This is a genomic window from Pseudomonas sp. RIT-PI-S, assembly GCF_025642975.1.
Lineage (GTDB): Bacteria > Pseudomonadota > Gammaproteobacteria > Pseudomonadales > Pseudomonadaceae > Aquipseudomonas.
The window spans coordinates 14,306-38,236 of sequence record NZ_JANZKJ010000012.1 but is presented as its reverse complement, the minus strand read 5'-3'; the positions used below and the strand labels follow the sequence as shown (position 1 = coordinate 38,236).

The 23,931-nt window shown below is 65.5% G+C and carries 22 protein-coding genes; 4 read left to right on the top strand and 18 right to left on the bottom strand.

Translation table 11 applies throughout. The features are described 5' to 3' along the window. Nucleotides 1-2 precede the first annotated feature (2 nt). The 7 genes from OGL93_RS16450 to OGL93_RS16420 all read right to left on the bottom strand — a co-directional run bounded on the left by OGL93_RS16450 (nt 3) and on the right by OGL93_RS16420 (nt 9,510). The gene (locus OGL93_RS16450) at nt 3-1,646 is read right to left on the bottom strand and encodes a methyl-accepting chemotaxis protein (protein WP_263263878.1); all 1,644 of its coding nucleotides are present in this window, start codon (nt 1,644-1,646) and stop codon (nt 3-5) included. 220 nt (nt 1,647-1,866) lie between these two features. Continuing rightward, on the bottom strand, nt 1,867-3,426 hold the full coding sequence (hutH, locus tag OGL93_RS16445; RefSeq protein ID WP_263263877.1) for a histidine ammonia-lyase: 1,560 nt from the start codon (nt 3,424-3,426) through the stop codon (nt 1,867-1,869). Next, nucleotides 3,423-4,211: an ATP-binding cassette domain-containing protein gene (locus OGL93_RS16440; RefSeq protein WP_263263876.1), complete on the bottom strand. Its 789-nt coding sequence runs from the start codon at nt 4,209-4,211 to the stop codon at nt 3,423-3,425. Before OGL93_RS16440 ends, hutH begins: the two co-directional genes overlap by 4 nt. Before the next feature lie 19 nt (nt 4,212-4,230). Then, the gene (locus OGL93_RS16435; protein WP_263263875.1) at nt 4,231-4,968 is read right to left on the bottom strand and encodes an ABC transporter permease subunit; all 738 of its coding nucleotides are present in this window, start codon (nt 4,966-4,968) and stop codon (nt 4,231-4,233) included. A gap of 8 nt (nt 4,969-4,976) precedes the next feature. Beyond that, nucleotides 4,977-5,702, bottom strand: a complete 726-nt coding sequence (locus OGL93_RS16430) for an ABC transporter permease subunit (RefSeq protein WP_263263874.1) — start codon at nt 5,700-5,702, stop codon at nt 4,977-4,979. Nucleotides 5,703-5,765: 63 nt separating this feature from the next. Next, a complete protein-coding gene (locus OGL93_RS16425) occupies nt 5,766-6,614 on the bottom strand; it encodes a transporter substrate-binding domain-containing protein (protein WP_263263873.1) in 849 nt (282 codons plus the stop codon). A 256-nt stretch (nt 6,615-6,870) separates the two neighbouring features. After that, complete coding sequence (locus OGL93_RS16420) at nt 6,871-9,510, bottom strand: ATP-binding protein (RefSeq protein WP_263263872.1); 2,640 nt, start codon at nt 9,508-9,510, stop codon at nt 6,871-6,873. Nucleotides 9,511-9,777: 267 nt separating this feature from the next. Between OGL93_RS16420 and OGL93_RS16415 the strand changes: the two genes are divergently transcribed. Continuing rightward, complete coding sequence (locus tag OGL93_RS16415; protein ID WP_263263871.1) at nt 9,778-10,833, top strand: diguanylate cyclase; 1,056 nt, start codon at nt 9,778-9,780, stop codon at nt 10,831-10,833. Between the two features lie 49 nt (nt 10,834-10,882). On the opposite strand, the gene OGL93_RS16410 is transcribed toward OGL93_RS16415, so the two are convergent. The 8 genes from OGL93_RS16410 to OGL93_RS16375 all read right to left on the bottom strand — a co-directional run bounded on the left by OGL93_RS16410 (nt 10,883) and on the right by OGL93_RS16375 (nt 18,820). Then, nucleotides 10,883-12,013, bottom strand: a complete 1,131-nt coding sequence (locus OGL93_RS16410) for a TIGR03364 family FAD-dependent oxidoreductase (RefSeq protein WP_263263870.1) — start codon at nt 12,011-12,013, stop codon at nt 10,883-10,885. Nucleotides 12,014-12,029: 16 nt separating this feature from the next. After that, complete coding sequence (locus OGL93_RS16405; protein WP_263263869.1) at nt 12,030-13,049, bottom strand: putative 2-aminoethylphosphonate ABC transporter substrate-binding protein; 1,020 nt, start codon at nt 13,047-13,049, stop codon at nt 12,030-12,032. 36 nt (nt 13,050-13,085) lie between these two features. After that, the gene (gene phnX, locus OGL93_RS16400) at nt 13,086-13,913 is read right to left on the bottom strand and encodes a phosphonoacetaldehyde hydrolase (RefSeq protein ID WP_263263868.1); all 828 of its coding nucleotides are present in this window, start codon (nt 13,911-13,913) and stop codon (nt 13,086-13,088) included. A 38-nt stretch (nt 13,914-13,951) separates the two neighbouring features. After that, nucleotides 13,952-15,658, bottom strand: a complete 1,707-nt coding sequence (locus OGL93_RS16395; RefSeq protein WP_263263867.1) for a putative 2-aminoethylphosphonate ABC transporter permease subunit — start codon at nt 15,656-15,658, stop codon at nt 13,952-13,954. Beyond that, nucleotides 15,658-16,698 carry a putative 2-aminoethylphosphonate ABC transporter ATP-binding protein gene (locus OGL93_RS16390; RefSeq protein ID WP_263263866.1) on the bottom strand — a complete coding sequence of 347 codons (1,041 nt, stop codon included), beginning with the start codon at nt 16,696-16,698 and terminating at the stop codon, nt 15,658-15,660. The genes OGL93_RS16395 and OGL93_RS16390 overlap by 1 nt, the downstream gene beginning before the upstream one ends. Before the next feature lie 99 nt (nt 16,699-16,797). Further along, nucleotides 16,798-17,658: a LysR substrate-binding domain-containing protein gene (locus OGL93_RS16385; RefSeq protein ID WP_263263865.1), complete on the bottom strand. Its 861-nt coding sequence runs from the start codon at nt 17,656-17,658 to the stop codon at nt 16,798-16,800. A 143-nt stretch (nt 17,659-17,801) separates the two neighbouring features. Beyond that, complete coding sequence (locus OGL93_RS16380; protein WP_263263864.1) at nt 17,802-18,041, bottom strand: hypothetical protein; 240 nt, start codon at nt 18,039-18,041, stop codon at nt 17,802-17,804. Then, nucleotides 18,038-18,820, bottom strand: a complete 783-nt coding sequence (locus OGL93_RS16375; RefSeq protein WP_263263975.1) for a VacJ family lipoprotein — start codon at nt 18,818-18,820, stop codon at nt 18,038-18,040. Before OGL93_RS16375 ends, OGL93_RS16380 begins: the two co-directional genes overlap by 4 nt. Before the next feature lie 165 nt (nt 18,821-18,985). Between OGL93_RS16375 and OGL93_RS16370 the strand changes: the two genes are divergently transcribed. From OGL93_RS16370 to OGL93_RS16360, 3 genes are all read left to right on the top strand, one after another. Continuing rightward, complete coding sequence (locus tag OGL93_RS16370) at nt 18,986-19,696, top strand: response regulator (RefSeq protein ID WP_263263863.1); 711 nt, start codon at nt 18,986-18,988, stop codon at nt 19,694-19,696. An 83-nt stretch (nt 19,697-19,779) separates the two neighbouring features. Then, on the top strand, nt 19,780-21,063 hold the full coding sequence (locus OGL93_RS16365) for an ATP-binding protein (RefSeq protein ID WP_263263974.1): 1,284 nt from the start codon (nt 19,780-19,782) through the stop codon (nt 21,061-21,063). A 92-nt stretch (nt 21,064-21,155) separates the two neighbouring features. Further along, a complete protein-coding gene (locus tag OGL93_RS16360) occupies nt 21,156-21,881 on the top strand; it encodes a polyphenol oxidase family protein (protein WP_263263862.1) in 726 nt (241 codons plus the stop codon). An 86-nt stretch (nt 21,882-21,967) separates the two neighbouring features. Here the strand turns inward: OGL93_RS16360 and OGL93_RS16355 are convergent, their stop codons facing one another. From OGL93_RS16355 to OGL93_RS16345, 3 genes are all read right to left on the bottom strand, one after another. Then, nucleotides 21,968-22,525, bottom strand: a complete 558-nt coding sequence (locus OGL93_RS16355; protein WP_263263861.1) for a fasciclin domain-containing protein — start codon at nt 22,523-22,525, stop codon at nt 21,968-21,970. A gap of 74 nt (nt 22,526-22,599) precedes the next feature. After that, the gene (locus OGL93_RS16350; RefSeq protein WP_263263860.1) at nt 22,600-23,313 is read right to left on the bottom strand and encodes an anti-sigma factor; all 714 of its coding nucleotides are present in this window, start codon (nt 23,311-23,313) and stop codon (nt 22,600-22,602) included. Next, the gene (locus OGL93_RS16345) at nt 23,310-23,885 is read right to left on the bottom strand and encodes a sigma-70 family RNA polymerase sigma factor (RefSeq protein ID WP_263263859.1); all 576 of its coding nucleotides are present in this window, start codon (nt 23,883-23,885) and stop codon (nt 23,310-23,312) included. Before OGL93_RS16345 ends, OGL93_RS16350 begins: the two co-directional genes overlap by 4 nt. Nucleotides 23,886-23,931 lie beyond the last annotated feature (46 nt).

Genomic DNA, 23,931 nt, shown 5'->3' with positions numbered 1-23,931 from the left:
CACTAGAGCTTGAACCGCGCCACCATCTGATTGAACGTGGCCGCCAGTCGCGACAGATCCTGGCTGGAGGCGTTGGTCTGGTTAGCGCCGGCGGCGGTCTGGCTGGAGAGGTCCTGGATGTTCACCAGGTTGCGGTCCACCTCACGGGCGACCTGCGCTTGCTCTTCGGCGGCGCTAGCGATCACCAGGTTGCGCTCGTTGATGCCGGCCACCGCCACGGTAATGCGTTCCAGGGCCTGGTCCGCGGCCTCGGCCAAGTGCTGGGTGTTCTGTGCCAGCGACTGGCTGTTGCCCATGGCGCGCACGGCCTGATCCGCGGTGCCTTGCACCGCCGCGATCATGGTTTCGATTTCGCCGGTGGACGTCTGGGTGCGCGCCGCCAATGCACGCACTTCGTCGGCCACCACCGCGAAGCCACGGCCCTGTTCACCGGCCCGGGCCGCTTCGATGGCAGCGTTGAGCGCCAGCAAGTTGGTTTGCTCGGCGATCCCGCGAATCACATCCACCACATTGCCGATGTTGCGTACCTGGTCAGCCAGGGCATGCACTGTTTCGGTCGAGCCGTTGAGTTCCCGCGCCATGCCGTTGATCGCGCCCACCGCCTGCTGGACCTGGCTGCGCCCGGTGACGGCTTCCTGGCTGGTGCTGCGCGACGCTTCGGAGGTCGACACCGCATTGCGGGCCACTTCCTCGACCGCGCTGGTCATTTCATTCACTGCGGTGGCGGCTTGCTGGATTTCATCGTTCTGCCGGGTCAGGCCGCGGGTGCTCTCTTCGGTGACCGCGCTCAGCTCTTCGGCGGCCGAAGCTAGCTGGTCCGAGGCCTTGGCGATTTCTTCGATCGTGCCCTTGAGGTTGGCCTGCATGGCGCCGAGGGCGGTAATCAGCATGCCGGTTTCGTCGCGGCGGTCAGCGACGATGACCGCCGTCAGGTCACCCTTGGCCACCCGCTGCGCGGTCGAGACAGCCAGCCCGATGGGGCGAGCGATGGCGCGGGTGATCGCCAGGCCAAGCAGAAGGGCGAGCACGAAGGCCACGACAATGCCGCCTACCAGCCACGCGGTCGCGCTGGAGGAGATGGCACGCCCGGCTGCGGCGGCTTGATCGGCCTGGCGCACGTTCGAGTCATTGATGATGACAACGTCTTTGAGTACCTGGCGATAGCTGTCCAGCACCGGGCCGTTCAAGGCCATGCGGGCGTTATCGATGTTGCCTTGGTCGATCAGGCCGATGGCGGTGGTCATGGCACCTTGCAGCGTTTGCCAGTCCGTCTGCTCGATCTTGTCGCCAGCAGCGCGTTCATCGTCGTCCAACGGGGTGGCGCGGTAGCTCTGGAATGCCTTCCAGGCCTCGTCGCGGTTGACGTTCATGTTGTTCAACAATTCCCGGCGGGCATCCTCGGGTGCCTTGGTGGCGATCAGCGACAGGTAACGGTACAGGTCGCGGTTCTGGGCGATCACGTTCGCTTTGAATTTGTTGATATTGATCAGCGACACCATGTTGTTGGTGAACACCTCATCGAGGCTGGCGCTGATCTGCGAAATCCCGCGGCCCCCGATGACGCCCACAACCAGCGTCAACAGCGCGCAGAGGATGAACGCACTCAGTAGCTTGGTTGCCAGTTTCGCGTTGTTAAAAAAGCCCATGCTGGTCTGTCCTTTTCTTACCGAAAGAAACAGGCAGGCAGTGCCCGCCGATGGGCTAAGCATCGGCGATCTTCGGCCAAACTAAAGCGCAGCGGCACCCCGGGCGACGAGCGTGATTGTGCAAGGCACCTGACCTGCCACAGTGGGCGCCAGCCCATGAACGGGGCGCCGCCACGGGTTCGCGAGCTTCGCCCGTAACCCACAGGCCCTGGCCCGGCCCCTACAGGCGCGAGAACGCCGGCGGCACTTGCAGTAGCCGGCTGGCGGTGGCGATATCCGGCGCCAGCCAGCGATCCTCATCATAAGGGGGCACCGCCTCGCGCAGCTGCTGCCAGGCGTAGCCGGTGCCCACGCCGAACCGCTGGGCCTTGAGAAACTCAAAGGCCTGCGCTGCCAGCAGGTATTCGATCGCCAGCACCTGGGTCGCGTTCTGCACGATCTTCAGCAGCTTAAGCGCGGCGCTGGTGCCCAGGCTCAGGTGATCCTCCTGCAAGGCGGAGGTGACGAAGTTGTCCACCACCGCCGGCTGCGCCAACTGCCGATTCTCGCCAACCAGCGCGGCGGCTACGTATTGGGCGATCATCATGCCGGAGTTCACGCCCGGGCGAGCCACCAGAAAGGCCGGCAAGCCACTGACCAAGGGGTTGATCAAGCGGTCCAGGCGCCGCTCCGCCACGCCCGCCAGCTCCGCGATGGCCAGGGCCATCAGGTCAGCGGCCATGGCTACGGATTCCCCATGAGGGTTGGCCTGTGACATCACCCGATAGGCGTCCGCTGTGCCTAGCACCAAGGGGTTGTCGGTGACCGCCGCCAATTCGCGGTCGATCTGCGTCTGGGCGTGCGCCAGTTGATCGCGGCACGCGCCGTGGATCTGCGGGATGGAGCGAATGCTCAGGGCGTCCTGGGTGCGCATGCCCTGGGCACTGGCCAGTACCTCGCTGCCAGACAGCAGCGCTCGCAGGTTGGCCCCCACCTGGGCCACACCAGGGTGCGGCTTGAGCGCCAGCACGGCCTCGTCGAAGGCGTCGGTCTGCCCACGCAGCGCTTCGAAACTCATGGCCCCGATCACGTCGGCCCAGTCCGCAAGGTTCAGGGCGTCGGCCAGCGCCAGGCACGCCAGCCCGGTCATGCACGGGGTGCCGTTGACCAGGCTCAGGCCATCCTTCGCGCCCAGCTGCAGCGGCGCCAACCCGGCTTCGCGCAACGCTTGCGCCGCCGGCAACTGGCGGCCCTGCCAGAGCACGTCGCCAATGCCCAGCAGGGCGATCCCCACGTGCGCCATATGCGTCAGGTAGCCCACCGAGCCCTGTGCGGGTACACAGGGGGTGATGCCATTGTTCAGGAGCGCCAGCAAGCCCTCGACCACCGAACGCTGGATGCCGGAATAGCCATGGGCATAGTTATTGATCGCCGCGCAGATGATGGCCCGGGCCTGTTCCTCGGGAAGGGCCGGGCCGACGCCGCAGGCATGGCTGAGCACGGTGTTGTGCGACAGCTGCGCCAGTTCGGCGCCGCTGAGGGTGACGTTGCACAGCGCCCCCAGGCCAGTGTTGATGCCATAGGCGCGCTCGCTCCCGGCCACGATGCGCTCCACGATCACGCGGGCGTTGTCCACCCGCGCCCAGGCATTGGCAGACAACTCCAGGCGTGCCCTGCCACGGGCGACCTGCACCACCTGGCGAAAGCCGAGCGGGGCCTGGTCGATGATCACTACCGGCGGCGAGGGTGCTTCGGCAGGGGCGGGGGCGCTTCCGGGCGGCAGCTGTTTCACGTCGTTCATTGCCCGCTCCGTTGCTGATGGCTGGACACGAACTGGCGCAGGCGTTCGCTCGGCAGGCCATCGAAGAGCGCCTCGGGCGTGCCGTCGGCGTCGATCACGCCTTGATGCATGAACACCACCCGGTTCGCCACGTGGCGAGCGAAGCCCATTTCGTGGGTGACCACCAGCATGGTCCGCCCTTCCTCAGCCAACGAGCGCATCACACGCAACACCTCGCCGACCAGCTCGGGGTCGAGCGCCGAGGTCGGCTCATCGAACAACATCACCTGAGGGTCCATTGCCAGTGCGCGGGCAATCGCCACCCGTTGTTGCTGGCCGCCGGACAAGTGCGCGGGGTAATAGTCGCGGCGGTCATACAGCCCAACCCGTTGCAGCAGCCGCTCGGCGTCTTCCACGCATTGCGCCCGGGGGCGCTTGAGCACCCGCAACGGACCTTCGATCACGTTTTGCAGCACGGTCATGTGCGACCACAGGTTGAAGCTCTGGAACACCATGCCCAACTGTGCGCGCAGGCGCTCGACCTGGCGTCGGTTGCCGGCGACCAGGCCACCACGCCGGCGCTGCAGGTCGATCTGCTCGCCCGCCACGCGAATGCTGCCGTCGTCCGGGGTTTCCAGCAGGTTGATGCAGCGCAAGAAGGTGCTTTTGCCAGAGCCGCTGGCGCCAAGGATCGAAATAACGTCGCCCTTGCTCGCCGTAAGGGAGATGCCCTTGAGCACATGGGCCGGGCCATAGGACTTATGAATGTTCGCCACCTCGAGGGCGGCCGCTGCTTGAAGGCTCATCTAGGGCTCCCAAATAAGGCTATTGATCTGTAGGCAACGGTTGCGTGGCCTGCACGGCAGGGTTGCCGCCACGGGGGCGGGCCGGCACTGCCAGGCGCTGTTCCAGCCAGGCGACGGCGCGCACCACTAGGAAGTTGAGCACCAGGTAGATCGCCGCCGCGCAGGCGAACACCTCCATGGTGCGGTAGGTGCGTTGAATGATCTGCTGGGCCACGCCCGTCACGTCCCACACCGTCACCAGGCTGGCCAGGGCAGTGGACTTGACCAGCAGGATCGCTTCGGTGGAATACGCCGGCAGCGCCTGGCGCAAGGTGATCGGGGCGAGAATCCGCCACAGCAATTGCCAGCGCGACAGGCCGATGGCGAGCCCGGCTTCGATCTGCCCTTGGGGAACGCTTAGCAAGCCACCGCGGATGATTTCCGCGGTATAGCCTGCGGTGCACAGCGCGAGGGACAGCACGGCGCAAGCATAGGGGGAGCGCAGTACCACCCAGGCAAAGCTTTCGCGCACCGCGGGAAATTGCCCCAGCCCGTAATAGATCAGGAACATCTGCACCAGCAGCGGGGTGCCGCGAAACAGTGCGATATAGCCACGTGCCGGGTAGCTGAGCCACGGCCGGCGGCTCACGCGCAGGGCTACGATCACCAGGGACAAGCCCAGGCCAAGCACGAGCGAAGCGAAGAACAGCCCCAGCGTGGTGGGCAACGCCGAAAGCAGTTTGAGGAACGTATTGCCGAGAAACTCGAAGTCGATCATGGCGCGCCTCAGGAATGCATCGGGTTGGTACGCCGGGTACGCCGCACTCGCGCTTCGGCCACGCCGAACAGCCGGCCGGACATCCACGTGAGCACCAGGTAGCCGATGCCGCCAACGATATAAAAGGTGAAGTATTGGCGGGTGGAGCCTGCCGCCACCTGGCTGGCGCGCATCAGCTCGACCAGCCCGATCACCGAGATCAGGGCTGAATCCTTCAGGCTCATCTGCCACACGTTGCCCAACCCCGGGAGGGCGATGCGTAACACCTGGGGGATCAGCACCCGGCGCAGGCGCAGGGCAGGGCTCATGCCGATTGCCGCGGCCGCCTCGAGCTCCCCCTTGGGAACCGCCAGATAGGCGCCACGGTATACCTCAGCCTGATAGGAGCCGGAGATCAGCCCCACGGCCAGTGCGCCTATCGCAAAGGGTGGCACGTCGATATAGCCCTCGCCGGCGCCGAACCAGTGCGCCACCGCCGACACCATGCTGGCGCCGCCGAAATAGAACAGGTAGATCACCAGCAGCTCGGGGATGCCACGCAACAACAGGGAGTACAGCTCCCCGAGCCAGCGCAGCGCCCGTAGCGACGACAGCTTGGCCATCGCTACCAGGGCGCCGACCAGCGCCCCGATCATCAGCGCCACCGCGGTCAACAGCAGGGTCATCCCCGCTGCCCGCAGCAGCGCCGGGCCCCAGCCGTGGTCGCTGAAGCCCAGCAGTTCAACAAGCCCCATCGCCCGCACTCCTTGAATGGATGAGGGCCCGGCGGTTGCCGGCGCCCGGTAGCTCACGGGGCGTCAGGGCGTCAGGTCCACCTTGAACCATTTCTCGCTCAGGCGCTTGACCGTGCCGTCGGCGATAGCGTCCTTGAGGGCCGCGTCGAAGCGTGCCTTGAGGTCGGTATCGGCCTGGCGGAAGCCCAGCGCTTCGCCTTCGCCCCAGATGGGCCCGGCGATTTCCGGGCCGGTGTACACCAGGCCTTTGTTGTCGGGCTTGTCCATGGTGGCGTTGAGGAAGGTCACGTCATCGAACACCACGTCGATCCGCTGCGCGGTCAGGTCCAGGATTGCGTCGGCCGACGTGCTGTATTCACGCACGGTGGCGACGTCCTTGAAGTACTGGTCGATAAAGGGCGTATAGACCGTGCCGGAGGCGATGCCGATGGTCTTGCCGTCCAGCGCCTTGCGCAGCGCCTCGATCGCCGGTTTGATCTGCGCCGGGTCAGTGCCCAGGCTGAGTTCGCCGGCCTTGCCAGGCGTGCCGGGCAGCAGGCTTGCGTCCATGGCGGCGAAGCTGGCAGGGGTGCGGGCATAAGGCTGCGAGAAGGCCATGACCTGTTTGCGCTCATCGGTGATGACGATGGCGTCCATCAGCACGTCGAACTTGCCGGCATTGAGGCTGGCGATCATGCCGTCCCAGTTCTGCACCTGGATATCGCATTTGAGCGCCATGCGCTGGCACAGCACCGCCATCAGCTCCGGCTCGAAGCCGCCGAGCTTGCCGCCCGGCAACGTAAGGTTCCAAGGCTCATAACTGCCTTCGGTAGCGATTTTCACGCTGCTCCATTCTTTCGCTTGAGCACCTGCCGAGCTCAGCAGAACTGCCGCAAGCACCACCGTTGCCCAGCGTTTATCGCTTTGTCGCATCGTGTTCATCCTGTGCTGTGATCAGAAAACCGCGCCAACGAAGGCATATACATAGTGATGTATATCCTTGTATGTACAACCTAAGGCAAAGTTGGGGCCAACTCGCCGGCGGGCAGCGCTAGTGCCTGAATTCAGAGGAATTATCGCGATGGAACGCCGCGAAGGCGTTGAGCCTTGGCGCACCGAGTGCCCCGTTTCGACACACTGAAAGGGGAACTGTTACCGGATGTGCACAACTACCGGGCACCGGCCTGGGTCAATGCTCGCCGAGCATTTCCCCGACCTTGGCGGCGAGGTGAGCCATGGCGAATGGCTTGCTCATCACCGCCATGCCGGTTTCAAGGTCGTCGTCGCCGAGGATCGCGTGCTCGGCGAAGCCGGTCACGAACAGCACCTTCAAATCCGGCCGCGCCACCCGTGCCGCATCGGCAACCTGCCGGCCATTCATGCCCCCCGGCAGGCCCACGTCGGTCAACAGCAAGTCGATGCGGTCGTTGGCCTGGAGCAGCTTGAGCCCGGCGGGGCCGTTTTCCGCCTCCAGGGTGTGGTAGCCGGCGTCCACCAGCACTTCCACGATCAACATCCGCACCGTGGCCTCATCGTCGATCACCAGCACGGTTTTACCCGTTCCGGCTTCGATGGTCGGCTCGGCGACGGCCTCGTCCTCCGGCGCGCTGACGCCGGTATGCCGGGGCAGGTAGAGGTTGATGGTGGTCCCTATGCCGACTTGCGAATGCACGCGCACCTGGCCGCCAGACTGGCGCACGAAGCCGTGAACCATTGAAAGGCCCAGGCCGGTGCCCTGGCCGATTGGCTTGGTGGTGAAGAAGGGGTCGAAGATGCGCTCGATGATGTTCTCGGCGATGCCGCTACCAGTGTCGGTCACCGCAATGCGCAGGTATTGCCCTGGCGGCAAGTCGTAGGTCGGCGCGCTGGCCGCGTCGAGCCAAAGGTTGCTGGTTTGCAGGGTGATGCGCCCGCCGCTGGGCATGGCATCGCGGGCGTTGATGGCCAGGTTGAGCAGCGCGCTTTCGAGCTGCGCGGCGTCTATGCAGGCCGGCCAGAGCGCGTCGGCGCCGGCGACCTCTACTTCGATGGCCGGCCCCACGGTGCGGCGGATCAGTTCCTCCATGCCTATCACCAGCTTGTTGACGTCAGTGGGCCGTGGCGCCAGGGTTTGCCGGCGTGAAAACGCCAGCAGCCGCTGGGTGAGGGCGGCGGCCCGCAAGGCTGAGGTTTGCGCGCCCTTGAAGAACCGCTCCAGGCCGTCGGTGCGGCCGCTGGCCAGGCGCTGCTCAACGATCTCCAGGCTGCCGATGATCCCGGCGAGCAGGTTGTTGAAGTCGTGGGCGATGCCCCCGGTCAACTGGCCGACGGCTTCCATTTTCTGTGCCTGGCGCAGCGCCTCGTGGGCTTGGGTCAGTTCCGCGGTGCGCTGGGCGACCCGCTGCTCCAGGGTTTCGTTGACCGTCTGCACCTGCTGGAACAGCCGCGCGTTATCGATGGCGATCGCCGCCTGGGCCGCCAGCGCCACCATCACCCGTTCATGCCGCTCGCTGAACTGCCCCGGTTCCGGATGGCCGAAGAACAGCCCGCCCAGCACTTCGCCGGAGCGTGACACCACCGACACCGCCAGGTAGCTGCGCACCGGCAGGTGACCGCGCGGCATGCCGTGGTCCGGGCCGCGCTGGCCGTAGCGGGGGTCCGCCAGGATGTCGTCGGAACGCACCACGCCTTCGTTACGGAAGGTCGGGGCGAACACCGGTGTGGCCCGCGGGCGGCCAAGTGGGTTGAATTGCTCCCGGTCCGCCCCGGACAGGGTAAACAGCGCCAGGCGTTCGCCGCTTTCATCGAGCACGTTATGGAAGAACGCGCCGAATTTAGCCCCGGTCAGCGCCACCCCGGCGTCGGTCAGGGTCTGCACCACCCGCTCCAGGTCCAGGTCCGCGGCCAGCAGCTTGTTGATCCGGTCGAGGGTTTCCAGGGTGCGGGTTTGTTCGCGCAGGGCTTCCTGCGCCAAGTGTGCTTCGGTGACGTCGAAGCCTTCGCAGAAGATCCCGATCACGCGGTCGGTTTCATCGGTCAGCGGCTCGTAGATGAAGTCCAGGAAGCGCTGCTCGGTCGGCGCGCCTTCGAACGCCAGCTGGATCGGCGTGCGTTTGGCGACGAAGCGCTCGCCGGTGGTATACACCTGGTCCAGCCACTCATAGAAGCCCTGGCCGGCCAGCTCCGGGAACACCTCGCGGATCGGCCGGCCGAGGAAGTCCCGGTTGCCGAACAAGCGCAAATAGGCGCTGTTGACGAAATCGAAGATGTGCTCCGGGCCACGCAGGATGGTCATGAAGCCAGGGGCCTGCTCGAACATCCGCCGCTGGCGCGCCACGTCGGCATCGCGTTGGCGCTCGCGCAGCACCCGTTGGGTGGTCTCGTTGCCCTGATTGAAAATACCGACCACCTCGCCGGCTTCGCCGCGAACCGGGGTCAGGCTGTAATTCCAGTAGGTTTCGGTGACCACGCCCTCGCGGACCATGGGCAGCGCCTGGTCGAAGACGGTCAGGCCTTCCCCGGTTTCCCATACCCGCTGCAGCTGTGGCCCCACGATGTGCCAGATGTCCTGCCAGACGTGTTCGCCGGGCTGGCCCAACGCCGCGGGGTGGCGCTCGCCGGGCACCGGGGCCCAGGCGTCGTTGTACAGCAGGCGGAAGTCCCCAGCCCAATAGATCGCCGTGGGAAAGCTTGAGTTGAGGCAGATGCTCAAGGCCGATTGCAGCGATTGCGGCCAGCCTTGCGGGGCGCCGAGTGGCGTGCTGGACCAGTCGAAGGCGCGGATTCGCGCACCCATGTCGCCGCCGCCGCTGAGAAAGCCCAGGGAGGGCATTTTATCGGTTTCAGTCATCGTACTGCTGCCCATGACACGTCTCGGATCCGCCGGTATCTTGCGGCGCGCAAGTGTAGGGGATAACCCGCCCGCAGGGCAGCGATAACGGATTATCGGCGAGCTGCCCAGCCCTGGCGAGAGGGCCGTTGCAGACGTGAATGTGATCCCAAAAGGATTGTCCAGGGCATGTCAAAGTGACATGATCTGGCCTACAGAACTGCACCGCGCCGAAGGATGTGGGTCGCCATGGCCCGCCAGGTAGGGAAAAAAGGAACAGGTCAAGCAATGCTGTCTAGCCGCCGCGAACTGGGCCGCGATTTCGCCCGCCGAATCTATGGCCCCAGGTCGCTGGGCTGCGCGCTCAGCTTCTTGTTCGTCGCGGCGGTGGCGCTGGGTAATGCCCTCACCAGCGGCTGGATCTGGGCGCTCATGCTGCTCAATGCCTTTGTCTGGCCCAGCCTCGCTTACCGCCTGGGCCGGGCCAGCGCCGACCCATATGTCACTGAGCGCCGCAGCCTGTTGCTCGATGCCTTGTTCGCTGGCCTCTGGGTTGGTCAGATGGCGCTCAACCTGCTGCCCTCGGTGCTGTTGCTCGCCATGGTCAGCCTGAACGCGGTGGCCGCGGGCGGCTGGCGGCTGGTGCGGGCCAGCGTGGTGCTGCAAGCCGTAGGGGTGCTGGCGGCGCTGAGCCTTACCGGCTTTGCGATCGCTCCGCAAACCGGCCAGCTGCAATTGCTCGCCTGCCTACCTATGCTGGTGGCCTATCCGCTGGCCGTGGGCGGCGCCAGCTATCGGCTGGCCGTTCAATTGGCGGTGCATAAAAAAGCGTTCAAGCTCATCAGCACCCTGGACGGCATGACCAGCCTGCTGCACCACGCCGCCTGGATGGAGCGCCTGCGCGAGACCTTCCAGGCGTGCCGCGCAGGCCAACAGGCAGCGATCCTGGCCCTGCTGGACATCGACGACTTCAAGGTCATCAATGACAGCCACGGCCACCTGGTGGGTGACGCGATCATTGCCCGCCTGGCCAACCTGCTACGCGCCGGCTTAGGCCCATGGGCGGTGCCCGGGCGCTACGGTGGCGATGAATTCTGCGTGATCCTGTTCGACGTGAGCGTGACCCAGGCCTATGAGCAGCTCAACGACATCCGCAAGCGCTTCAGCGAGTGGACCGATGGTGCGCCGTCCGCGGCGCAAGCCAGCCTGAGCATTGGCCTGGTGCCCTATTCACGCAAATACAGCTGTGAGCGGGACTGGCTGCAAGCAGCGGACGAAGCACTCTACCGGGCCAAGAACAGTGGCAAGAATCGGCTCTGGCTACAGGAGTTGCCCGTAGGCTGAGGCTCTGCAAGCCAACAGCCGCCCATGCCCCAAGGCTCGGGGACTGCGCTCACCCGAACAACTCAGCGATCACCCGCTCGCCCAGCGCCGGCCCGACACTCATCCCCAGGCCGGTGTGCATCAGCACCGCGGTCACCCCTGGCGCGGCGCGGGTAATGCTGAAGGGGCCAGGGCCACGGCAGCCGTACACCCCTTGCCAGCGCTCCAGCACTTCCAGTTCGCCGCCGAGGGTGTGTTGCGCCAGGTCGATCAGCACCTGATCTACCGCTTCGGCATTGAAGGGCGAGGCATCGCTGCCATAGGCATGGGAATCGCCGATGATCAGCTCGCCATGGGGTGTGGGGCTGATCAGCAGATGCACGCCCCAGCGCTCCAGCTCCGGTTGTTCGCGGCGGATCTGCTCACGGATCGCCTCGGCCTCGGGCAGGTCGGCGTAGGCGCCGTAATGCACACAGCTCAGGCCAGTGAGCACCGCGTGGCGCAATTCCAGCGGCTGGCGCAGGCGCGCTCGGAGCATTTGCAGTTGACACACCTGCGGTTCGAGCGCGGCCAAGGGGCCGGCGAGCAGTGTCTGGTAATCATGGCCTGAGCACACCACCACCTGGGCGGCGTCGAACCGGCCACGGGTGGTCAGCACGTGCCCGGGCGTGACGTCGCGCACCAAGGTGGAAAAGTGGAAGCGCACATCCAGCTGCGTAGCCAGGTAGTCGACGATCTGCGGCAAGGCCTCGCGTGAATACAGTTGCTGGTCGTCCAGCCCATGCAGCGCCGCCCGGTGATGGGCGAAGCGGCCGCCGTACAGCTCAGTCAGGGCGGCCCCACGCAGCAGTTCACTGCGGTAGCCCAGGGCCTGCCCCCGCCCGGCGCAGAAGGCTACGAGCAGGGCTTCCTCGGCCTCGGTGCGGGCGAACAGCAACGAGCCCTCCTGGCGAAGGCTCAAGCCGGCTGCCTGAGCCAGCGCCACCCACAGCTGGCGAGCTTCGCGGGCCAGCTCCAGCATTGGCCCGGGGGCCTGGCCGCTCACCAGGGCCTGGCCAAAGTTGCGCACCGAGGCCCCCAGCGGGGTATGGCTGCGTTCGAACACGGTCACCCGCAGGCCGCGGCGGGCGGCGGCCCACGCGTGCGCCAGGCCGAGGATACCGGCGCCGACGATTATCAGATCGCTGTGTGTTTCAGTCATGGCGGGCTCCTTGTGCCTATTGCGGCAGGGGTTCGGACTTACCGTCGTAACGCTTGCGCCATTCGGCGAGGACGCGCGCTCGGTTGCCCGAGGCCCAGGCGAAGTCGTTCTTCATCAGCCGTTGTTCGTAGTCTGCCGGCAATTCGGCGAAGGGCGCGGCCTGGCCGGGCTGTGCCAGCACGGCGAAGTTTTCTCGGTACAAGGCCATGGCGGCGGGGCTGGCGGAGAAGTCAGCCAGCTTGCGCGCCGCGTCCAGCTTCGGCGTGCCCTTGATGATGCCGGTGGCTTCGATCTCCCAACCCAGGCCCTCGCTCGGTAACACCACGTCCAGCGGCGCCCCTTTGCGCTTGAGCTGCACGGCGGGGTATTCGAACGAGATGCCGATCGGGAACTCCCCGGCCGCCGCCTGCTTGCAGGGCTTGGACCCGGAATGGGTGTACTGGCCGATGTTCTGGTGCAGCTGGTCCATGTAGGCCCAGCCTTGAGCCTCGCCGAAGTGCTGCAGCCAGGCGCTGACGTCCAGGTAGCCGGTGCCGGACGACGCCGGGTTGGGCATCACGATCTTGCCCTTGTACACCGGCTTGGTCAGGTCGGCCCAACTGGTGGGGCGCGGCAGCCCCTGCTTTGCAGCCTCTATGGTGTTGAAGCAGATGGCCGCGGCCCACACGTCCATGCCCACCCACGCCGGTGGCGTGGCGGCGTCGCGGTAGCGAGGGCCGATCTGCGCCAGGTTCGCCGGCGCGTAGGGTTGCAACAATCCCTGCTGCTCGAGGATGGCCAGGCTGGACCCGGCCAGCCCCCACACCACGTCGGCCTGGGGGTTGGCTTTCTCGGCCAGCAGCTTGGCGGTGACGATGCCGGTGGAGTCGCGCACCCATTTGATCGTGATGCCCGGGTTCTGCTGTTCGAACGCGGCTTGGTAAGGCTTTAACTGCTCTACCTCGAGCGCGGTGTAAACCGTCAGTTCAGTGTCGGCATGGGCGTGGGCAGTGAGTGCAAGCAACAGCGAGGCGGCCAGTGCGGCAGGTTTGAACATGGTGAGCTCCGATCGTGGCATTCAAGAGGTAGGGGCTTAGCCGGCGCTGGGGGTTTCGCCCCGGGCCAGGCGGGCGTTGATGGCGTCGATGATCGGCGGCAGCTCGGCAATGGTGTCGATCAGGTAGTGCGGGCGGCAGCTGGCGAGTTCGCCATCGATGCGCTGGCGGTGGGCGGCGCGCTCGCTGCGGGCCAGTGCCTGGTAACGCTCCCAGCTCAGCCCCAGGGTGTTGCCGGAAAAGCGCAGTGCGACGGTCCACATGCCGGCATGGCGGCCTTCGAGCAAGCCCGGCGCGGTGTCGTCGACTTTCACGCAGGCAGCGACATCATCCAGCCGCAGGGCGATCACATTCGCCAGGGCCTGGGCCGGCGAGGGCCGACCGCGCGGCACCTCGTCGCTCGCCACCACGTGGTCTGGCTGATAGCCGGCGGCGCTGGCCAGGGCTTGCACCTTATTCATCACTGCCCGTGGGTAGCCGGAGCAGCTGCCGATCTTCAGGCCCCGCTCGCGCAGGGCAGCGATCGCCTCCAGCGCGCCGGGGATCAACGCTGAGTGCTCGCCGACCTTCTCGAGCTGCAAGGGCATGAAGCGCTCATAGAGCAGGGTCACGTCGTCATCGGTGGGCGCGCGGCCGAAGCGTCGCTGGAAGCGCTCCGCCACGGCAGGCTCGTCGCACAGTGCGCGAATGTGCGCCCATTTCCCCACCCCCATCGGGCCACGCGCTTCCTCTAGGGTCAGGGCCAGGTCGAAGCTGGCGAAGGCCTCCACGAAGATGCGCGTGGGCGCGAAAGAGCCAAAATCCACCACGGTGCCGGCCCAGTCGAGGATCGCGGCTTGCAGGCGGGTGGGGGGCTGATAGGTCATCGGTAAGCTCCAGTGAAGGTACAGGGCAAGGTTGGGAGTCAATGGGGCGCCGTGCGCCAGGCCTGAGCGCGGTGCAGGGCCCGGTTGGCGAGGGCGGCGAGCAGCAGCGAGGCCAGGGCGCAGGTGAGCAGGATCAGCGAGCCCATGGCGGCGGCGCCGCCCACGTTGCCGGCGTCGTCCAGGTTGAGCACGGCGATGGCCGCCAGCATGCTGTTGGGGCTGTAGAGGAAGATCACCGCCGAGACGGTGGTCATCGCCGACACGAACAGGTAGCGGAACACGTCCAGCAAGGCCGGCAGGCTCAACGGTAGGGTGACCCGCAGGAAGTGCCGCAGCAGTGGCACCTTCAGCGACACCGCGGCGGCCTCGAATTCACCGTCGAGCTGGCGCAGGGCGGCGCTGGCGGTCAGTTGCGCCGTGGTGAGAAAGTGCGCCAGGGTGCACACCGCCAACAGCGTAAGGCTGCCGTACAGCCCATGCAGCGGGTTGCCCGGCGCGTTGAAGAAAAACACATAGCCCAGCCCCAGCACCAAGCCAGGCACCGCCATGGGAATGAACAGCAACAGGCGGATGGCCTGGATCACAGCGGTTTGCCGGGTTTTCTCCAGCAGGCAAGCGCCGAAGAACACCAGGGCAACGCCGCCGCTGGCGGTGCCCAGGGCCATCAACAGGCTGTTGCGATACGGTTGCCAGCCGCCGGGCAGGTCCGAGAACTGGTAGTGCTGCAGCGACAGCGACAGGTCATAAGGCCAGAAGCGTGCCAGCGAGGCGAAGATCGCCATGCCGAACACCCCGAGCAACGCCCCGCCCACCAACGCCACCAGCAGCAGGTAGGCGCGGTCCCGCCCGGCCGAAGGGTGGGCTTGCCAGGCTTGCGCCCGGCCGCTGACGGCGCCCCGCTGCCGCCGCCGCAGCCATAGGTCCACGGTGAAGCTCAACAGTGCCGGCAACAGCAGCACCAGCCCTACCAGCGCGCCGCGGCCAAACTGCTGCTGGCCCACCACCGCTTTGTAGGCTTCCAGCGCCAGCACCTGATAGTCGCCGCCCACCACCACCGGCACGCCGAAGTCTGTGATGCACAGGGTGAACACCAGGCAGCCCGCGGCGAACAAGCCCTGGCGCGACGCCGGCCAGGTGATGGTGCGGAACGCCCGCCAGGGCGAGGCGCCCATGCTGGCGGCGGCATCGAACAGGCGGGCATCGGCCAGGGCCAGCGTGGACAGAAGCACCATCAGCGCGTGGGGGAAGCAATAGATCGCCTGGCCCAGCACGATCCCCCAAAAGCCATAGAGATTGCCCGGTAGCCAAGCGCGCAGCAGGCCCTGGTTACCGAACAGATAGATCAGTGCGATCCCCGGCAACATCGACGGCGCCAGCAGAGGCAGCAGAGACAACCCACGCCACAGGCGCTTGCCGGGAATGCAGGTGCGTTGCAGCGCATAGGCAAAGCCATAGGCCAGTGGCAGCACGATAGCGACCACCGCCATTGCGCTGGCCAAGCTGTTGCCCAGCAGCCAGCGGAAGTTCGCGCTGCCCAGCAGCTCCAGTGCTGCTTTGGCGCCGCCGCCCTGGCCGGGCGCGTCGCTCAGGCCGCGCCAGAGCATGGCACTGAGCGGCAGCAACAGGGTGAGCACCAGCCAGGCCAGCAGCAGGCCCAGGCCGCCACCGACCAGCAGCCGATCACCCAGGTTGCCGGGCTTGTGCATTTTCGAAGTCGTGCCGCGCAGCGGCATCACCCGTTCCATCAGGCGAACACCTGCAAGTGGCGGGGTGGCAGCGCAACCCACAGTGGCCCCTGGCGCAGTGCCGAAACCCCTTGGGCCGGCACCTCCGCTTGCAAGCGGTGGCCGGGCAGTTCGTTCAGCTCCAGGGCCAGGCGGCAGCGATTGCCGAGGAAGGTCACCCCTTGCAGGCGAGCGCAGAACAGGTTGTCTTCATGCACCAGGGGGTTTACCACCAGCGCCTCGGGGCGGCAGAACAAACGGCCACGGCTGTGCTCGGGGCGGGCGGGCAGGCGCAGGTCCAGGTCGCCTACCCGGGCGTGATCGCCTTCGCGCTGGAACGGCAGCCAGTTGCCCTGGCCGAAAAAGCGCGCTACGAAGGGTGTGGCCGGTGCTTGGTAGAGCTGCTCGGCGGTGCCGAATTGCTCCACCCGCCCTTGGTGCAGGACGGCGATTCGGTCTGCCATCATCATGGCTTCGTCTTGGTTGTGGGTCACCATCAAGGTGGTGACCCCCAGCTGTTGCTGGAGCTGGCGCAGCTCGCCACACAGGTGCTCGCGCACCTGGGCATCCAGCGCAGACATCGGCTCGTCCAGCAACAGCAGTTGTGGGCTCGGCGCCAGTGCCCGCGCCAGCGCCACCCGTTGCTGCTGGCCGCCGGACAGCTGCCCGGGAAACCGCCGCTCGGCGCCGGCCAGGCCCACCAGGTCGAGCATTTGCGCCACCCGTGCGCGTATCGCGTGCCGCCCTTGGCCGGCCAGGCCATAGGCAATGTTCTCGGCCACGGTCAGGTTGGGAAACAGCGCGTAGCTTTGGAACACGATGCCGTAGTCCCGCGCCTGTGGCGGCAGCGTGGACACGTCGCGCTCCCCGAAGCGGATCTGCCCGGCATCCTGGCGCTCCAGGCCAGCCAGGCACCGCAGCAGGGTGGTTTTGCCGCAGCCCGAAGGGCCTAGCAGGCAAACGAGTTCGCCAGGGCGCACCTCCAATGAAACGCCATCCAGCGCCTTGAAGGCGCCGAACGCTTTATGCAGGTTGCCGATATGCAAACTCACCGTGCCCATGATCTGGCCTCGTGTAGGAAGACGAGGCCCATGGTGGGCGTGCTCTGCTAACGCTTGATGGCAGTTAGCGCAAAAGCGGCGATGGCGGTATCGGTGTTTTTATGAAGCGCGCTCGCGCGCTATCGCCAACAACGCTGCCGGTAACCGTGCCTGGCGGCGGTCGCGCAGGCAGTAGAGGTATTCGCAGATCAACGGCGCGCCCTCCAAGGTAATCACGCGCAAATCTGGGTTGTCTGGCACCTCGTGGCGGGCGATTACACTGACGCCCAGGTTCTGCAGTACCGCCTCGCGGATCGACTCCCGGCTGCCGATTTCCAGCACCGCGCCGGGGCTCACCCCGGCCGCCAGCAGCATCTGTTCGGTAAGCACGCGGGTGGTCGAGCCCACCTCGCGCATCAGCAGGCACTGCCCGGCCAGCGCGGCTGGGGCCAGCGATGCGTGAGCCGCCAGCGGATGGCTGCGGTGCACTGCCAGCACCAACGGGTCATGGCCGAGCACCAGGCGGGTGAAGCGGCTGTCTTCTTCTAATTGCGAGGATGCGGCCAGGTCCACCCGATGCTCTTCCAGGGCCTCGATGACCTGCTGCGAATTGCCGATTTCCAGGCTCACCTGCACGTGCGGGTGACGCTCACGCAGGCGCTTGACCAGGCCGAGCACATAGTAAGGGGCCGTTGCCCCAAGGCGCAGGCTGCCCTGGACCTGCCCGCTGTTGCGCAGATGAAACTCGATATCGGCTTCCTGCCGCAGCAGCTCCATGACCATCGGCAACAGCCGCGCACCTTCCTCGCTCACCACCAACCGCCGCCCGCCGCGGTAGAACAGCTCGATCCCGTACTGCGCCTCCAGGCTGCGGATCTGCGTGGTCACCGTGGGCTGGCTCAGGCCCAGCTTCTTCGCCGCCTGGGTGATGCTGCCCAGGCGGGCAACCATGTAAAAGGCCTTTAACTCAGAGGCAAGCATGCGAAGGGCTCGGGGTGGGGAGGCGAAGGCGAGGGTAGCAGAAGGGCTGGGGGCCGAAGAGCCCATTGCGCCGCCGTGCGTTTAGTTTGTTGCCATTGCCGCAACGCTTCACCCGCTGAGCGCGCGCTCGGCGCATGTTTTTCTTAGCCCCGTGTACGCTCGCCCTGTTTGACCATCCACCGAACCAGAGCCGCCACCGACACCTGATGCTGGCGAATGCGGCCTGCGCTGCCTCCTCCGGCCGAGTACAGCTCGACGTAACGGCTGAGCACCACATGGTGGCCATCGCCAGCTAAGCGCAGGTCGATCTCGTGGCAATGCAGGCAGGTTCGCGACAGCGTTTTCAGTTTGCGCCGCAGTGTCAGCGCACCAGGGCGGCTCATGGGTTTGATTCCTCAGGGCAATGCACAGGTGCTTGGCCAAGCCGGCCTTGTTTTCCTTCGAGCACGAATCGGGCGCGCCGCTGCGCCACGGCATCGCGCAGCGCCTGGTAATAATCGGGTTGCCTGCGCAGCTCATCCGTTAGCGGCAGCCGCCCGGCGCGGCCGTCCACCACACCGCCCACGGTGTCGATCGTGCTCAGTGTGTCTACCGTGTTGCTATTGCTGCCCAAGGGGTCGACGGCGAAGCCAAGCAACTTTCCGGCGGCATCTCTTAGGTTGGAAGTACCGAGCAAAGGCAGCTCGAGAATCGGCCCGTTGGCGATATTCCAAACCCCAAAAGTCTGGCCGAAGTCCGCCTTGTGCCGTTCGATGCCCAGTTTCCCGGAAACATCGATCAAACCGACGATACCCACCGTAGAGTTTATGACGAACCGGCCAAGGGTATTGGCCGAGCGCCGGGGGTTGCCTTGTAATAAGTCATTGATAAAGGTGCTGGGCTCGCCAAAGTTGGCCACGAAGTTATGGACGCCCGTTTGGAAGAACTGCGGAAGATGCAGGTAACCGCGCGCAACGGGCGCCAATGCATAATCATCCACCGTTCGGTTGAAGGCGAAAACGCTTCGGTTGATCGGCAGCGCAGGATCATCAGCGCTATAGCTGGCAGGCCCGCACGCCTGGGGGGCATCCACGGGCGTGCTTGCGCAACCGCTTGCTAATACGGCCGCGAGCGCCACGGCGGCGAGGCGAGCGACAGGCGAGGCAACTTTGATAACGGGCATCGGGATATCTCGGCAAGAAGTTTTGGCGATGTTGTCCGCACTTCTTTGCTCTGGGATGTCCTGTTTATTGCACAGCGGTAGCTTTATTGCCAAGTTGAAATATATGACGCTTCGCCAAAATGAATTTAAGATGCGGCCCTGTACCTCTTTCGATAGCGTGCCTCCGTGAGCCACTTGTTACTTGTAGACGATGATCTCGAAGTCCTCGCGCTCTTGCAGAAATTCCTTGCGCAACATGGGTATACCGTTGAAGTAGCGACAGACGGCCCGTCCATGTGGCAGGCCATGCAACGGCAAGCGCCAGAGCTGGTGATCCTGGATGTCATGCTGCCCGGGGAAAGTGGCCTGAGCTTGTGCCAGCGGCTGCGCGCTCAGCACACCGGCGGGGTGATCATGCTGACCGCCATGGGCGAACTCAGTGATCGGGTGGTGGGCCTGGAGCTGGGAGCGGACGATTATCTGGCCAAGCCCTTCGATGCCCGCGAACTCCTCGCCAGGGTGCGTGCGGTGCTGCGGCGCACGGGCCATGGCAGGGTGGCCGTGGCGGATTCGTCGCGCTTGGTCCTGGCGTTCGCGGGGTGGCAGCTCGATGTGGCCCGGCGGGAACTGAGGTCGCCGGAGGGCGTGATGATCCCGCTCTCTGCCGGTGAGTTCGAATTGCTGTTGGTGTTTGCCGAACATCCTCGGCGCATCCTCACCCGGCAGCAGTTGCTCGACCTGGCGCGCGGCCAGGCTTACGACGCTTTCGATCGAAGCGTGGACGTACAGGTCAGCCGCTTGCGCCGCAAGCTGGAGGTGGAGGCGAGCAGTGAACCGATGATCCGCACCATTCGCAACGGCGGTTACCTCTTCAGCCCACAGGTGGTGCGCCTTTGAGCTTGTTCGGCTGGGCGCGCGCCGCCCTGCGTGGGCCCCGCGATACGGTGGCGCGGTGGATCGCCCTGACTACCATCGTCGCCATGCTGGCGTCGTTGGCCCTCAATGGGCTATTCAGCTTGCTGGCCGGCGTATGGGCCAGCCCGCCACTGCTGGAGACTGGCCTGATGGAGCGGGTGGCCGCGGTCACCCGGATCATCGAGTCAGTGGCGCCCGAGCAACGCCCGGGTATCGCCAGGGCAGCCAGCGATCCGACCTTCAACACCCAGTGGTGGCGCCGGCACGAGGACGCCGCCCTACCCGTGATCGACGATCCGGCCTTTCGCGGCGGAGAACGCTTGCTGCGCCAGCTTTTGCACAAGCCCGAGGCCCAGATAGAAGCCTATGAGCCGAGCGACTGGCCGGCTGCGCTGCCCGGCGGGCGCTACGCGGTGATGATCGAGCTGGGGGACGGCTCCTGGGTGAGCTTCTCTGTGCCTACCCGCAGCTGGGGGCTGGGTGAGCTGCCGCGCAACCTCATCATGATCGCGCTGATCGTTCTATCCACCTGCGCCGTGGCACTGGTGGCGACCCGGCACTTGGCAACGCCCCTGGAGCGCTTCGCCGAAGGCGCCAGGCGCTTTGGCACGGATTTCCGCGCGCCCGCGATCCCCGTGGTCGGGCCGCACGAGATCCGCCAGGCGATCATTGCGTTCAATGCCATGCAAGCTCAGCTACGGCATTTTCTAGAGGATCGCACCCAGATGCTCGCCGCTATCTCCCATGACCTGAGGTCGCCGCTGACCCGCATGCGCCTGCGCGGCGAGTTCATCGAGGATGCGCAGCAGCAGTCCAAGTTATTCCGGGACGTGGACGAGATGCAGGCCATGGTGAACTGCGCGCTGGAGTTCTTCCGCGACGATGCCCGCCTTGAACAGGCCACCGCGTTCGACCTTGCCGAGCTGCTGCATACCGTGGTCGACGATTTCAAGGATGCGGGGGCTCAGGTGTCGTTCACCGGCATTAGCCGTTTCGCCTACGTAGGCCGGCCGATAGGCATTAAACGCGCGTTGACCAACCTGATCGAAAACGCCGTCAAATATGGGAGTGCCCCGAGTGTTCACATGCAGCCAAAAGGTGAATGGGTGCAGATCCGCGTGCTGGACCGAGGCCCCGGGATAGCCCCGGAGCACCACGAAAAAGTGTTCGCCCCCTTCTACCGCCTCGAAGCGTCACGAAACAAGAACACCGGTGGCGTGGGCCTTGGCTTGCCAGCAGCGCGGGCCACGGTGCTGGAGCACGGCGGCACCATCACCCTGGCGAACCGCCGCGGTGGCGGGTTGGCGATCACGGTGCTGCTGCCCTTGGGCCAGGCGTTTGCGGGTTGAGGGCCCGATTGCATGGCCCAACGCGCCAGTGAACGGCATTGCGCCGTCCCGCCTTCAGCCGGCACGTTCAAACAATGCAGTGGAGGTCACACGTGGTTTTTATCTCAGCGGCACTGAGCAACATTCGCGGTGTGGAACACGGCTTTGGCACCCTCGACGATAAAACGCGGCCGCCGGACCTGCTGTATCCGGACCAACAGCACGGCGCCGGTATCGTCGAGGCGCAGGGCAACGAAATGGCCAAGGCAATGAAGGCCGATGCGCTATTCACCCGGTCTACGAGAGCAATTGGTGTAATCACCGCGGATTGCCTTCCTCTGCTGGTGGCCTCCACGCAGGTGCCGTTCGTGGCCACGATCCATGCCGGCTGGAAGGGCCTTGTCGCGGGGTGCATCAGTAACTCCATACGGGCTTTCGTTGGCGCCGGGATCGACACCCAGGCCCTCAGGTTTGCCCTGGGCCCCAGCATAGGCAGCTGTTGCTATGAAGTGAGCCTGTCGCTTCTACGAACGATCGAAGCGGCCCACGGCCACATTTGGGAAGGCCGCGAAGTGCCCTGGTCCTGGGCCCAGCCGGCCCCTGCCATGCGCCCCCACTTGCAGCCCGCGGCACCCCACGGTGGGGATGCCTGGTTGGACCTGCGCACCTACTGCCAAGACCTGTTGATGTTCGAAGGCATCGCCCGGTCGCAGATAGACGGTTGCGCCCCTTGCACTTATTGCTCCACGCCTACGCTAGGGAGCTACCGCAGGCGGCAACAAAGGGCTGAAGGCAAGGCGTTCCAGTATTCGTGGATCAGGCTGACGGGAGCCCGCTGACTGCACAAAAGAAGCTGCCATCGCCGCTGCACCACGGCCAGCCCCGGCGGGCATGGCTGGTATGCCCGCCATCGCCGCTGCGCCTGTTACGGCATCAGCACCGTATCGATCACATGAACCACGCCATTGGACTGCATCACGTCTGCGATGGTGACTGCGGCCTTGCCGCCCTTGGCGTCCATCACCCAAAGCTTGCCGTCGTGGACCATGACGGTCAGCGTTTCCCCCTGGACGGTTTTCAGCTCGGTTTTGCCGCCATGCATCTTGGCGTCCGCCATCAACTGTTGGGCGCTGAGGGCGCCTGGAACAACGTGGTAGGTCAGGATTTTGGTCAGGTCGGCTTTGTGCTCCGGTTTCACCAGGGTATCGACGGTGCCGGCGGGCAGTTTGGCGAAGGCTTCATTGGTGGGCGCAAATACCGTGAAGGGGCCCTTGCCGTTGAGGGTGTCTACCAGGTCGGCGGCTTTGACCGCTGCCACCAGCGTCGTATGGTCCTTTGAATGGCTGGCGTTCTCGACGATGGTCTTGTCCGGGTACATCGGCGCGCCGCCGACCATGGGTGGGCTGGCAGCAAGGCTGGGCAGTGAAACAAGGCAGAGGGCAGCCAGGCAGGCCGCTGCGATGCGCTGAACGAAGTTAAGCATGATACGTCTCCTCGGTTCTTGGGCCCTTCGGATGAAGGTGCGCAATATACGGAGCAGCGCAGCAAGCGGATGCATCACAACGACGATATTTTTCCCTTGGCGATGACCGGGCCGGTCGGCTGGCCGGTAGGAGAGCCCTTGACCGGCTCCAGGGAAACGGCAAGTACTGCGCCGTCGGCCAGTGTGGCGGCCAACTCGGAGGGCACCGGCAAGACGGCGGCGGCATTCGCTGGCAGCAAGCCGAGCGAATGAGGCTTGCCGTCGCCAGCGATCACCCAGGCCTGGGCACTGTGGCCCTGCCAGAAAGCGCTTCGAGTAGGAACGAACAGTACGCTTCGGCCCCCGGGCTGGACCGTCGCGGCGAACAGCACGTCGCCGTCGCTTTGCTCCAGGCGGGCCAGCGTGGCCGTCGCGGTTTGTGGTTCCCCCTGCGGCTGCATAAGGGTGAACACGGCCGCGAGCAAACCGATGGCCAGCGCAGCGGTGGACCACCGCCAGAACCCGAGGCGGTACCACCAGCCTGAGCGTTCCTGCCGTAGGGGAGTATCGCCCGGGAACAGTTGCGCTTCGATCGCCTGCCAGACATGCGGCGGCGGGCTAGCCGCAGGCACCTGGTTGAGCCAATCGGCAAAGTGGTCCTCCCAGGCAGCGATGGCCGCCTGAACAACCGGGTCCCGGGTAGCCATCGCCGCGACCTGATCGCGCTCTTCACGGGTCAATACACCCAGCACGTATTCGGCGATCAATCGATCGTGATCGTCGGCTGGCGGCAAATCATGTTCATTCATAAGCCGAGGCACACCCGCAGTCGAAGCAGCCCGCGACGAATCCAGCTCTTCATCGTGCCCAGCGGGATGCTGTGGCGCTCGGCCAGCTCAGCGTAGGAATAGCCTTCGAAAAAGGCCACGCGGATATAACGCTGCAGGTCCGCTTCCAAGGTGCCAAGGCAGCGTTCGATGGCAGCTCCCTGACAGTCGCGCTCCACCGTGTCCAGAACCGTGTCCTGTGTGGGCCATTGGTCGACAGCATCGAGCGGCTCATGGCGGAGGCGGGCGCGGCGCCTGTCGATTGCCTTGTGACGAGCCATGGCCGCCAGCCAGGTGCAGGCACTGGAAAGCCCCGGATCGAAGCTGGAGGCTTTGAGCCATACGCTGGTGTAGGTTTCTTGGAGGACTTCTTCGGCCTCGGCGCGGTTGTTCAGGTAGTAGAGGCAGATGCCGAACAGCTTGGCCGAGGTGTCGCGGTACAGGGCCTCGAAGGCCAAGCGGCTGCCGGTGCCACACGCCAGCAGAAGCACAGTTTGCGCCGAGGCTTGGGATTCCCCGGCGTGGCTGCCTGCAACGTTCGTTCTGATGGGCAAGTGGCTTTCTCCTCGGGCGCGCTCAACAACTGTAGCCTGCTTTGCC